Here is a 12,849-nt window from a genome sequence, read left to right on the forward strand (position 1 = left end):
CGTTATAGTAAGATTGGTGCAAAACTATTGAAAATAAGGCGACAGTCATGATTTCCACACTCCAGGTACTGGTTATTGCCTTTTCTTATGTTTGCCTGTTGTTTTTTATTGCTTATTACAGTGACAAGCATAAGCCTAAATATATATCCAGTCGAAGAAAAGCCTTGGTATACAGCTTTTCACTGGCAATTTATTGTACTTCCTGGACTTTTTATGGGGCTGTCGGCAGCGCATCTGAAACAGGATGGGGGTATTTGCCAATCTATCTGGGACCGATCCTGATGTATACTGTTGGCTGGTCACTTATTAAAAGATTTGTAGAGATAGCTCATCAGCAGAATGCAACGTCCATTTCCGATTTTATTGCGTCCCGATATGATAAGTCACAGACGATCGCTTCTCTGGTTACAATTATTGCCGTTATGGCAACGATTCCCTATATTGCATTGCAGCTTAAGGCTATTACCTTGGGGATACAGGCGTTTGATGTCGAAAAGGCAATACTTTATGACCAATATAGTAATGCTTTTTACATTACGGCTATTCTGATCATTTATTCTATTTTGTTTGGGACACGCAATATTTCTGTTACTGAACATCAGTATGGCATGATGAATGCAATTGCCTTTGAATCGATCGTTAAATTGGTTGCGTTTTCGGCAATTGGATTTTTCGCCCTTTATAAAATTTTTGATGGTCCGGCTGACCTTTATAATACAATTTCAACAACACCCCGGTTGCAGCGTCTGTTTCTTTCCTCAATTGATATAGAAAATTTTATAACACAAACTGTACTTGCCGCAGGAGCAATCTTCTGTTTACCAAGGCAATTTCACGTTTCCGTAGTTGAATATCATCAGAAGAAAGATTTGAAATATGCGAGGGTTATATTTCCCATATACCTGATCCTGTTTTCCCTTTTTATCATTCCGATCGTCAATGCCGGATATCAGGTCTTTGGAAACACAGTTGTCAATACAGATTTTTATGTTTTGTTTCTCCCCATATCACAGGATCAGCACTGGCTGGCTGTGTTATCCTTTATCGGCGGTTTGTCGGCGGCAACTGCAATGGTTATTGTGGCGACGGTTACATTAAGCACTATGGTCAGTAACGATTTGATTTTGCCAAGCCTGTTAAGGATTTCAAGCAAGAAAATGAGGGATGGCAGCGATCTTGATATCTGGATTTTGACGATCCGGCGGGTTTCTATTGCCCTGTTGCTTTTGGCTGCTTATGTATTTTACCGTTATATTGATACTACTCAGTCATTGGCCTCATTCGGACTTGTTTCATTTTCAGCTGTTATTCAGTTTGCTCCGGCGCTTATTCTCGGGATGTTCTGGCTCAGGGCGAATAAAAATGGTGCCTTGGCAGGTCTTATTGCGGGCACCTCCTGCTGGCTTTATTTCATCTGGCCGGCGCTACTCGGTGAATCGCCTTTGTCACCGGGCCTTTATCTTAACGGTCAGTCTCTTCTGACTGAAGCCGTTTTGTTTTCGCTTCTGGCCAATATTTTGGCCATCATCTTTGTATCGATAAATACGTCACAGACTTTGACGGAGAAAATACAGTCTTTCATTTATGTGGAACAAAATCCGGAATCCCTTCAGGATGCCGGAAAATCAACGTTAAAACATGAGATTAGGGTACGTGACTTAAAATCAATGGCTGGTATTGTGATTGGCAAAAAGAAAGCCAATGCATTATTTGCAAATTATTCTCCACCACTGACAGATGAAAATCAGATTGTTGATCAGAAACTGATCGATTTTACTGAAAATATGCTTTCCGGCGTGATCGGGGCACCTTCTGCGAGAGAGCTGCTTCGTTCTGTCTTAAAGGAAAAAGGTATTGAGCAGGATAATATCTTCAGCCTTCTTAGTACGACATCGCTCGCTTTGAGGTTTAACCGAAAACTTCTTGATGTGACCATGGATAATATCACCCAGGGTATTAATGTGATTGATAATGATAATAAACTGGTCGGCTGGAATAAAAGTTACGTAATTTTGATGGATTATCCTGAAGAATTGTTAAAGATCGGTATGCCGATTGAGGAAATAGTACGATTTAATGTTGCAAGGGGATATTTCAAAGGCAGCAATGGCGAAGAATATGTCAAAGAACATTTAAGACATCTGAATAGTGGTATGAGCTTCCAGTTTGAACGCACCGGTAAAGATGGGCGCGTTATTGAAATTAAAGGAAGTCCACTTCCTGATGGTGGCTGTGTAACCACATATACGGATATTTCAAAATATAAGAATATTGAGGCAGAGCTTAGATATAAAGAACAGCAAATTGCCTTATATACGGATAATGTTCCTGCGGCATTGGCCTATATAGATATTTTTCAGATTGTCCGCTTTTCAAATAAATATTTTGCCAGAACCATAAATATGGATGCAGAGGAAATCATCGGAAAACATTTGAAGGATATTATATCAAAAGAAATAATTGAACAGATTAAGGGACAATTGAAGAGTGCGTTTTCAGGATTGAAACAGCAATTTGAATCTTCCATGAAAAAGGATGATGGAGAAATTGAATATTTCAACAACACTTTTATTCCCGATTTTTCTGCAGATGGAAGTGTGAGCGGCGTATATTTTATTTCACATGATATTTCACATCTCAGGCAAGCCCAGCAGGCACTGAAAGAAATTAATATCAATCTTGAAAACAGGGTGCTTTCCAGAACGGAAGAACTGAATAATACTGTATTGGCACTTGAGCAAGCAAAGACTGTTGCAGAAAAAGCGGATCAGAGTAAGACCAGATTTATGGCAGCTGCCAGTCATGATCTAATGCAGCCCTTTAATGCGGCAAGACTTTTTTGTGAAATTTTAAATACTGAATCAAGATCAATGAGTGAATATCAGCGAGAACTTATTCAGAAAACAGACCAAAGCCTCAATCTTGCCGGTAATATTATTCAGTCACTTGTAGAATTTATTAAGCTGGACAGCGGTAATGTGATGCCGCAGAAGAAATCATTTCCGCTACAGGATCTGCTAAATGCGCTGGAAGATCAGTTTTCAGATTTTGCCAAGCAAAAATCTATGAAATTCAAGGTTCTTGGCAGCTCTCATATTATTTATAGTGATCCCAAGCTGCTTTACCGGATCCTTCAAAATCTGGTCAGTAATGCCATGCGTTATACCTATTCAGGCGGTATTTTGGTCACAAACAGAGTGAGGGGGGATAAAATTCTCATCTCTGTCTGGGATACAGGAATTGGAATTGAAGAAAACCTGCAACAGGAAATTTTTGAAGAATTCAGACGGTTTCACAATTCCGACGTGGCATCCGGGGATACAGGACTAGGACTTGGCTTATCAATAAGTCAGCGAACAGCGGAAATGCTGGGGCATTCGCTAGCCGTTAGATCAGTTCCGGGACGGGGCAGCGTGTTTCATGTTATGGTCGATAAATCGGCAGAAATTGAAAATGAATTACCTTTTATTATGGAAAGGAAAAAAGTCAACGGCACTCAATTTAAAAATGCCAAGGTTCTTTGCGTTGATAATAATGTACAGACACTTGATGCAATGGCTGAATTAATGAACAGCTGGAAATATGATGTTCATACAGCGAGCGGAATAAAGGAAATTGATGCAATGGTTGGAACAGGGTTTAAGCCTGATATTTTAATTGTCGACTACCAACTGGATGATGGACGGACCGGTGCCGAATTTATTGATGTGTATTATAAAAAGTCTAAAACCCGTATTCCGGCATTATTTGTAACGGCAAATTATTCCGATGAAGTAAAAGCAAATATAATGTCCCTGGGGCATAGTCTTCTCTATAAACCCGTGAAACCAGCGGAATTAAAAGCGACTGTTGGCAAGATACTCGAAAGCAGGAAACATATTCTCAATTAATTGCTATACTGATTAATGCTAATTTTATTGGCAATCAGCACGACTTCGGTTCGGTTTCTGACTTCCAGTTTTCTCATAATTGCGGTTAAGTGTGCCTTGATCGTGGCTTCGGTAACGTCCATTTGGAAGGCAATCTGTTTATTTAAAAGTCCCTTTGCGAGCAGATTGAAAACCTCAATTTGTCGGCTGGTGAGACGGGAAACCTTTTCAACGAGTTCATCTGCTTCACTAATGCTGGCAGTGTGCAATCCATCCGCTTCCGAAATATCAGGAAAATATTCCTTGCCTGCCAAAACGTTCGAAACGGCCTCATTAATTTGTGGAATTTTAGCCGATTTTGGAATAAATCCTTTTGCGCCATGACGCTTTGACAGCGAGGCAATGGAGGGTTCTTCATCAGCGGAAATCATTATGATCGGCACATCTTTATAATTTTTGGCAATATAGGCTAGTCCCTCAAACCCGTTTACTCCCGGCATGTGCAGGTCAAGGATAAGCAGGTTAACATTGGTATTTGCCGATAATATCTGATCAAGCTCTTTCAGATTTGCGGCTTCGAATGGTTCAATTTCGGGTAAATGAACTTTAAGTGCCTGAATGATCGCACTCCTGAATATGGGATGATCATCGGCGATGATTATATTTTGTGACATACTTTATCTTCAGCTAATGATTTCCATATAAATTGCGTATCAAATCTAAATATCTTGGCATTGAATGTCAACTTTGCTTTGGGCGAGCCGTAAAAACCATAAATCATTTATTTATGAGGCACCTAGGGCTGTTTTAAAAGGTATTAACTTTGTTTTAAAGATGTATGTATAATATATCTTATATATCTTCATTGGGAGGTAATAAGGTAATGTCAGAAAATCGGCTGGTTTATATAATACGAAAAGAAAATGAGCATATATCTGATAGTCAAAAGCTTGTTACAAATTTAGTCTTGCGTCATCAGGACATTAAAGAAATAGATTTTAAACAAGCCATTGAGCTAGATTTTTCTGAATCGATTATGCTTATTGTAGATGTCGAACTTGACGACTATCAAACAATAATGTCTCTGAAAAATATTTTAAGCAAACCCAGAGAAAATAATATTCCTTTATTTTTTATAATAGGAACGATGAACCGAAAGGAGATTATTCAGGCACATACTCTTGGGGCAACAGAATTTATTTCTCATCCCGTTAATGAAAAGGAATTTACAAAAAAACTTAAGAATATTGCCAATAAAAGCATTGAAAATTCCTGGAAAAGTTTAAGCAAGACATCAGAAGCAGCTCTAAAGGTAAGTCTCAAAATATTTGAAGATACATTTTCCGGCGCCGGTCAAGGCAGAAAACTGTCAGATAAGGTTCTGGGGGAAAGCTGTGAACTGATTATTGAAGCTACTGAGAAAGGGGAACTTTCTTCGATGCTGACGGCGATAAGAACGCACCATAATTATACTTATCGACATTCGATGATGGTGAGCGGTTATCTGACGGCATTTGGATTATTATTTGGGATCAGGAATTTTGACCTGAGGAACTTAACGTCTTGTGGTCTGGTCCATGACATTGGCAAGGCATTAATTTCACAAGAAATACTAAATAAACCAGGCCCCCTTACGGAAGATGAATGGACCGAAATGAAGCTGCACCCGTCTCATTCCCGGCAGGTATTAAGTGATGGGAAATTCCATCCCGATATTATTGATGGTGCCGTACATCACCACGAAAGGATTGACGGTACTGGCTACCCAGATCGTCTGATCGGTTCCGAGGTAAGTGATATGGCCAGAATGGTAGCTATTGCTGATGTGTTTTCAGGACTCACGGAGAAAAGATCTTATAAACCGAGCATGAGTAACCTTAAAGCCTATGAGATCATGCAGACAATGGAAGGCCATCTGGACTTGCATTTGTTAAATGCCTTTAAGCCGATTGCACTTGGATAGATTTAAATCAAGAAGTAAAGCTAAGTCGTATTAACCGTTCTACAAGATAATTTTTCATATTGAAATTAACGGATATGTAATGCATAAAATTATTTATGGACATGACATTTAAAACAGTATTTCGAAGAAATAAATTATCCATTATGACGCTTTTTGAGATCATGATTAATGCGTTTTTGCCTTTTTATGTCATTGCTCCAAATTCTAAGGCACAGGCTGCGCAAGAAAGAGATTTTGTCATTAGTAAAAATATTTGTCCTGGCTTAAAATAACGAATGCAATTTTCTCTTTTTATAATTAGCTTTTCAACCCTGATCGGCTTTTTGCTACTGCCTCTGGCTAAGCGTCTTGGGGCACCAGTTTTGCTTGTCCTTCTTGGTCTTGGCATGCTGTTGGGAGAAGAGGGGATAGGACAAATCCCTTTTGATAATTTCCATCTTGCCTATGATATTGGGAGTGTGGCGCTCGCGATTATTTTGTTTGCAGGGGGGCTTGAAACAGACAGGAATGTTTTTAAAAAGGCTGGAGCTGCAGCAATATCCCTTGCAACATTAGGGGTGCTTGTTACGGCCCTTGTTGTTGGTATAGCGGCACATTTTTTAATTGGGTTATCACTGCTTATGGCATTTTTGTTTGGCGCTGTCATTGCTTCAACCGATGCGGCAGCAACATTTATGCTTCTGCAAAAAAGTGGTTTGTCTTTAAATGAGAAAGTAAAACAGACTTTATTGTTAGAATCCGGTCTTAATGACCCGGCTGCAATTTTTCTGACTATTGTCCTTACGTCGCTTATTGGCGGCAGCAGTCAGCTTGAAATAAATGCCGCACTACAGTTTTTAATTCTTATCTCTCAACAATTCGGGCTTGGATTGGTCGGCGGATATTTGGGGGGGTATATTATTGTTTTTCTGATCAACAAAATTGAACTTCCGTCAGGAACTTATCCAGCGGTTTCCATGGCCGGGGCCATAGCTGTTTTTTCTGGGATTGCGACCTTAGGCGGAAGTGGGTTTCTGGCGGTTTATCTGGTTGGTATTATTTTAAGAAACAAATCAAATCATCCTCTTGACCGGATTATTAATTTTAGTGAGGGACTTCAATGGGTCAGCCAGATTTTATTGTTTGTAATGCTCGGAATTTTGGTCACACCAAGTGAACTAGGACGTGATATTTGGCAGGCCATTTTTATCGCATGCGTATTGATTTTTATCGCAAGGCCGCTAGCCGTCTTTTCAAGTTTGGTCTTTACAAGATTTTCAATAAACGAAAAATTGTTCTTAAGTTGGGTAGGGCTCAGGGGGGCGGTTCCTATTTTGCTTGCAATGTATCCGGTTATTGCACCGGGGCCGGTTTCAACCGATTTTTTTAATATTGTCTTTGTCGTTGTGACATCCTCACTGATCTTGCAAAGCTGGACAATTGAACCTTTAGGGAAAATATTGGGATTAAATAAGTCCGACCTTTAATTTTGTGTGGGGTTTTAATATTGATATTTGTAATTTTGTAATGCATAAATTGGTCCATGGAAATGACCCTTAGAATGGCAATTAAAAGAAAACCCTTATTCATCATGACGCTGATTGCGATCATGATTAATTCTTTTTTGCCTTTTTATGCCATTGCATCGCTTTCCACCATTCAGACAGCTCAACAAAATGAAGTTCCATCGTTTCTGGATGAAAAGATACTGATCTGTACGGGCGACAGTTTTAAATGGGTAACATGGGAAGAGCTGCAAGATATTGACACGTCAGAAAATACGGCTAGCCATTTCAAATGTCCACTTTGCTATGTTCTGGCGCATGGACAATCGGCACTTTTAGAGCCTGACTATGTTGCTTTTGTTGAAACATCGCTTACCAAATCTTTTCGCCCGGTTATTTATGGTCCGGCTCTATTAAATGATGAGCGGTTGTTTGCCGGACATTATTCCCGCGCCCCACCCCAATTTTCTTGAATTATCAATCCTGATTTTTAATTGACTAAAATTAAAAATCAGTTCGGGTTTTTCGTCTGTTTTAGGCGAGATTTCAACCAAAAGAATTGTGCGTTTATCAATCGCGCAGAGTATGACGGGTATCCGGTTATATCGGGATATCAGCAATTATAAAGAGACTTTATATAAACCATCTTATTCATGGATCCGAAGAGGCACTTAAATTTAAAAGCAGATGCAAGAATAAGTTATTGAAAGAGAAAATTATGAAAAAAATTATATTAGCCTTAATGATCTTTGCATCATTTCAATCCGTTTCATTTGCCCAGGAAAACACTATTGTCATTTCCAATGAATGGGCACGACCGATCCTTGTTGCCGGGCGGCCTGGTGGTGCATATTTTAAAATTGAAAATAATGGGGACGAAGCTGACAGGTTGGTCAGTGTTACTTCAACAATTTCGCCAAGACTTGAAATACATGAACATACAATGAAAGACGGTGTCATGAAAATGAGCCAGGTTGAATTTATTGAAGTTGGGCCCGAAGAAACGGTTGAATTAAAGCCGGGCGGTTATCATATCATGATTTTTGATACGGCCACTCAATATAAAGAAGGGGATCAGATTGATCTTACCCTTCATTTTGAAAAAGCAGGTGCCATAACAAAAACTGTAAATGTCACCAGCACAGCTCCAAATTCTTAAAATTAACAAAATCAGTTTTACCGGTCTAATGAAAATATTAGACCGGCCTGCTTTGATTAATAAAGAAAAACTATAAAGGAATTATCATGACCAACCAACAATTCCTCGCTCATAATGCCAAGCGTATATTGCTCATTCTTGTTTTATTGCTTGTCGCAATTGGCCTTTGGTCCGTTTATCTTTTAAAAGATAGAACACCAACAGCAGCGGAAAATAGCCGAGCCTTGATTGGCGGGCCGTTCAGCTTAACCAATCATCTGAATGAGCCTGTGACTGAAAAGGATTTCCTGGGCAAATATATGCTTATTTACTTTGGATATACATATTGTCCTGATATCTGCCCCACAGATTTACAGATAATGGCGGATGCATTGAATATGCTGGACCCGGATATTTTAAATCAGATCACCCCTGTTTTTGTCAGTGTTGACCCGGAAAGAGATACACCCGAAGTTATGGCAGAATATATAAAGTTTTTTCATAAAAATCTTATTGGTCTGACCGGAACAGTTGAACAGGTGGAAGCCATAAAATCGGCATATAAAGTCTATGCGGCAAAAAGTGATAATAATCCAGGTTATCTGGTTGATCATACGGCATATACTTATTTTATGGATAAGAACGGCAAATTATTGAAGCATTTCAATCATGCGGAAGCACCGGAAAAAATGGCCACTGAAATAACGTCGCTGGTAGATTAGACGATTAATTTTTGCAAATGGCTTGAATGAAGTAAGTGAAGTGATGGTGCCCGGGGGCGGATTTGAACCACCGACACGCGGATTTTCAATCCGCTGCTCTACCCCTGAGCTACCCGGGCATGGGAAAATTGCTCTGACGAGGTGGGAGGGTTATAGAAAATAAGTGAGGCGCTGTCCAGCACTCTTTTTAAAAAAATGATGTAAGAGCATTGCTCTTAATTACTGGTCAAATTCGTCGTCTTCACTTTGACCCTGTGATGTTTTTTCACCGGCGATCACATAGCTTTCATTAAACCAGCGACCCAGGTCAATTTCACTGCATCGGGCACTGCAAAAAGGATAATATTTTTTTGTTGCGGCTCCGTTACAGATCGGGCATTTGTCGTTATTATTAGCCGCTTTCATTTCATCTCCATGGATAATTTTGATCCGGTTCTCATCAAAAACTGATCAAAAACGATGCTGTGATCCTCGAACCATTTTTTTTCATTTTTATTGACCTTTATAACCAATGGCAAGCCGGGATTGCTGAGGGCATCGGTTTCGGCCCGGCGTAAAATATCAAGGCAGACACTTTCGGTATTCTTTACGCTGACATTTTTTCGGATTAACAGATCATGTAAATTTTTGCGGCTGGATTTTCGGGTTAGAGCCAGAAGCCCCAGTGGGGAAATATTGCCGCGCTGTACCGGCTCCGGATCTTTTAACATCAGATCATCAATAAAATTAAGAAGGCTTTTTACCTGACCCTTATTTTCCATATTAATGAAATCAATGATGATGATGCCGCCGATACCTCTGAGTTTTAACTGGCGGAAAATTTCCCGTGTTGCCTCGCTGTTAATGCTGAATATCTGCATTTGCGGATCACTGGAAAATTGTGCTGCACCTGTATTAACATCAATAACGGTCATGGCTTCTGTTGCTTCAATGGTAATCCATGCCCCGGATTTAAGCGGTATTTTTTCAGAACAAATCTGTTCGATAACGTCGTCGACTTCATACTGACTGAAAAGGGGCGTTTTTTCCTGATGTATGGCAAGCCGGTCTGCCATATCAGGGGCAAAGTTCTGAGCCCATAGCTTAGCCTGTTTAAAGGCGGCAGCCTGATCTATAATAATTTCATCAATATCATTTTTTAAATAATCCCGCATTATCTGCTCAATTGGGTCGGGGCCCTGCGACAGCAGTGACGGACATTTTATTTTTTCGATATCCTTTGAAATATGTGCCCAGTGGTCCATCATTTTCTGTGCGGTGGCGGCAAGTTCTTTAAGCGGAATAGTCTGTGCATCTGTTCTGAATGTAAGGCCGATCTCGCCCAGATCCATTTGTTCGCCAAACTCCTTTAATTCTTCGCGCTTGTCCGGGTCTTTTATCCGGCTTGAAACGTAAGCACCGCCACGAAAAGGATGAAGGACAATGGCGGTCGAAATCAGTTCAATCCGCCCGGTCAGCTTAACCAGCTTATCCTTTATTGCATCAGCCGTGACCTGAACAATTATTCGCTGGCCTTCATGCAGCAGGGTGGTGAGATCATTTGGTTTTTTCCCCTGCCTTTTAGGCAGGTTTTTTAACGGTAAAAAACCGGTAAAGCCCTTGGCCAGTTCGATAAAAGCTGCCTGAAGTTCTTTAGAAAGACTAATGACACGACCGAGATATATTGCCCCGATATAGGATGGGTCATGGTCACGGTAAAGCCTTAGGTCCGTTACATGTCCGTTTTCAATTTGCGCCATCCTGGTTTCGCCGATGGAGCTGTTGATCAGGATTTTACTGTTTCCGTTCATTCATTTCACAGCCTATAGCCATGCCCCTTTAACAAATTGACCGTTTCAAACAGGGGAAGCCCAACTACATTGCTGTAAGAGCCATTGATGCTTACTATAAACTGTGCGGCAAGTCCCTGTATGGCGTAGCCCCCGGCTTTTCCCTGCCATTCATCATGGCTTAAATAAAAGTTGATTTCTTCCCTGCTTAATCGTTTGAATTTTACCACAGTTTTAACTGTTTTTGTGCTTATTTTTCCGTCAGGAGAAATAAGGCAGATCCCGGTATATACAGAGTGGCGACGTCCACTTAGGAGATTCAGGAAATTTTCCGCCTGTTCTTTATCAGCGGCTTTTTCAAGGAGCCGGTTGCCACAAGCCACAACAGTGTCTGAAGCAAGGATAAAGCAGTCTTTATGACTTTCAGAAATTTTTACGGCTTTAAGACGGCAAAGTCTTTTTACCAGTGAGGCTGGTTTTTCAGTCTTAAATGAAGTTTCGTCAATATCAGCGGGGATTATCTGATCCGGGGTAAGACCAACCTGTTTTAATAGCTCCAGACGCCGAGGTGATGCAGATGCTAAAATCAGGTGATTGTCTTTTTGAGACCCCGCTGCCACGGTTGCCTTACCTATAGCGATAGGTGATCCGGCCTTTGGTCAGATCATAGGGTGTCATCTCAACCAGCACTTCGTCACCGGCAAGGACACGAATACGGTTTTTACGCAACTTACCCGCCGTATGGCCAAGGACCTCGTGACCGTTTTCCAATTCTACTCTGAACATCGCATTCGGCAGTAATTCGGTAACCTTACCGCGAATTTCAAGTAACTCTTCTTTAGCCATTATGGCTCCTTATTTAAGTTCATAAATAACATGTGGAAAATAGAGAAAAATAAGCAAAATTCAAGTGAAATGTTTATTATGGGCAATCTTGTCTTAAATTGCGGCTTTAACATTCCAGCCGTTCATTGATTTTTCTGACCAGCTTATCGCGTAGTGCGCGAAAGGCAGAAAGTATATTTTCACGGTTTCCTTCTGTTCCTGTCGGATCGTCCATCGGCCAGTATTCAACATCAGTCGAATGGCCTTCAGTCAGTTCAAGGGCTCGTTTATGCGCTTCAGGACTAAAGGCAATGACAAGATCAAAAGAATTATCATTCAGGTCATCAAAATCCTGTGCCTTATGATTTGCAATATCAATGCCGATTTCTGCCATCACCGCAACGGCAAAGGGATTTATTTTGCTGAGCTTTTGATTAACGCCAATACTGTCGACATATATTTTGTCGCCACATTTTTTTTTGGTAATGGCTTCGGCCATGGGGGAGCGGACCGCATTGAAATTACAGATAAAAAGGATGCTGGTGGGCAGTTTGGCGTGGCTGTTCTTCATCAGGCTTACTTTCTATCTGATCTGAAGCACGCAGATCAGGGTAAAAAGACGTCTTGCCGTGTCAAAATCAATATCCACTTTATCGGCGAGGCGGGTGCGCAAAATTTCGGAGCCTTCATCATGAAGCGAGCGGCGCCCCAGATCAATGGCCTCAATATGGCGGGGATTTGATACTTTAATCGCCGTATAATAGCTGTTGCAGACAAGGAAATATTCCTTGATGATACTGCGAAGCGGACTTAGTGGCAGCACAAATGTTGAAAGCTCCCGGTCTTCATCGGTCCGCAGGTCAATGGCAAGGCGGTTGTCTTCCATTCTTAACGTAACCCGGTAAGGCCCTTTATATCCATCGGGCATTGCCATTTTTGGGACGAAACGGTTATTTTCCAGCAGATCAAAAATGGCAACCCGGCGTTCATGTTCTATATCGTCGTTCCTTCGGATGATGGTTTTATCATCCAGCTCTATCTGACTAATTCTTTGAGAACGACGCTCTTTTTGCATAGGT

General features: G+C 40.8%; 13 protein-coding genes and 1 tRNA gene. 6 read left to right on the forward strand and 8 right to left on the reverse strand.

The window, feature by feature from the left end; all coding sequences use genetic code 11:
* Positions 1 to 47 precede the first annotated feature (47 nt).
* On the forward strand, positions 48 to 3,890 hold the full coding sequence (locus tag R3D86_10550) for a PAS-domain containing protein (GenBank protein MEZ5758649.1): 3,843 nt from the start codon (positions 48 to 50) through the stop codon (positions 3,888 to 3,890).
* Here the strand turns inward: R3D86_10550 and R3D86_10555 are convergent.
* The gene (locus tag R3D86_10555; GenBank protein MEZ5758650.1) at positions 3,887 to 4,543 is read right to left on the reverse strand and encodes a response regulator transcription factor; all 657 of its coding nucleotides are present in this window, start codon (positions 4,541 to 4,543) and stop codon (positions 3,887 to 3,889) included. The two genes, R3D86_10550 and R3D86_10555, sit on opposite strands and share 4 nt — an antisense overlap.
* Positions 4,544 to 4,752: 209 nt before the next feature.
* Between R3D86_10555 and R3D86_10560 the strand changes: the two genes are divergently transcribed.
* From R3D86_10560 to R3D86_10580, 5 genes are all read left to right on the forward strand, one after another.
* On the forward strand, positions 4,753 to 5,832 hold the full coding sequence (locus R3D86_10560; protein ID MEZ5758651.1) for an HD domain-containing protein: 1,080 nt from the start codon (positions 4,753 to 4,755) through the stop codon (positions 5,830 to 5,832).
* Between the two features lie 275 nt (positions 5,833 to 6,107).
* The gene (locus tag R3D86_10565) at positions 6,108 to 7,298 is read left to right on the forward strand and encodes a potassium/proton antiporter (GenBank protein ID MEZ5758652.1); all 1,191 of its coding nucleotides are present in this window, start codon (positions 6,108 to 6,110) and stop codon (positions 7,296 to 7,298) included.
* Positions 7,299 to 7,372: 74 nt separating this feature from the next.
* Positions 7,373 to 7,789, forward strand: coding sequence for a hypothetical protein (locus tag R3D86_10570; protein MEZ5758653.1), 417 nt, complete (start codon positions 7,373 to 7,375; stop codon positions 7,787 to 7,789).
* 245 nt (positions 7,790 to 8,034) lie between these two features.
* Entirely contained in the window at positions 8,035 to 8,475 is a 441-nt protein-coding gene (locus tag R3D86_10575; GenBank protein ID MEZ5758654.1) for a copper chaperone PCu(A)C, read from the forward strand.
* A gap of 86 nt (positions 8,476 to 8,561) precedes the next feature.
* A complete protein-coding gene (locus R3D86_10580) occupies positions 8,562 to 9,176 on the forward strand; it encodes an SCO family protein (GenBank protein MEZ5758655.1) in 615 nt (204 codons plus the stop codon).
* Positions 9,177 to 9,220: 44 nt separating this feature from the next.
* On the opposite strand, the gene R3D86_10585 is transcribed toward R3D86_10580, so the two are convergent.
* From R3D86_10585 to R3D86_10615, 7 genes are all read right to left on the reverse strand, one after another.
* Positions 9,221 to 9,295, reverse strand: a tRNA-Phe gene (locus R3D86_10585).
* Positions 9,296 to 9,395: 100 nt separating this feature from the next.
* A complete protein-coding gene (gene yacG / locus R3D86_10590; GenBank protein MEZ5758656.1) occupies positions 9,396 to 9,581 on the reverse strand; it encodes a DNA gyrase inhibitor YacG in 186 nt (61 codons plus the stop codon).
* Positions 9,578 to 10,966 carry a ribonuclease E/G gene (locus R3D86_10595; protein MEZ5758657.1) on the reverse strand — a complete coding sequence of 463 codons (1,389 nt, stop codon included), beginning with the start codon at positions 10,964 to 10,966 and terminating at the stop codon, positions 9,578 to 9,580. The genes yacG and R3D86_10595 overlap by 4 nt, the downstream gene beginning before the upstream one ends.
* 5 nt (positions 10,967 to 10,971) lie before the next feature.
* Positions 10,972 to 11,565, reverse strand: a complete 594-nt coding sequence (locus R3D86_10600) for a nucleoside triphosphate pyrophosphatase (GenBank protein MEZ5758658.1) — start codon at positions 11,563 to 11,565, stop codon at positions 10,972 to 10,974.
* Between the two features lie 7 nt (positions 11,566 to 11,572).
* Complete coding sequence (gene infA, locus R3D86_10605; protein MEZ5758659.1) at positions 11,573 to 11,791, reverse strand: translation initiation factor IF-1; 219 nt, start codon at positions 11,789 to 11,791, stop codon at positions 11,573 to 11,575.
* Between the two features lie 106 nt (positions 11,792 to 11,897).
* Positions 11,898 to 12,341: an arsenate reductase ArsC gene (locus R3D86_10610; GenBank protein ID MEZ5758660.1), complete on the reverse strand. Its 444-nt coding sequence runs from the start codon at positions 12,339 to 12,341 to the stop codon at positions 11,898 to 11,900.
* A 12-nt stretch (positions 12,342 to 12,353) separates the two neighbouring features.
* A complete protein-coding gene (locus tag R3D86_10615) occupies positions 12,354 to 12,845 on the reverse strand; it encodes a UPF0262 family protein (GenBank protein MEZ5758661.1) in 492 nt (163 codons plus the stop codon).
* Between the last annotated feature and the right edge of the window lie 4 nt (positions 12,846 to 12,849).

It is taken from the genome of Emcibacteraceae bacterium (genome assembly GCA_041396985.1).
Lineage (GTDB): Bacteria > Pseudomonadota > Alphaproteobacteria > Sphingomonadales > Emcibacteraceae > Pseudemcibacter.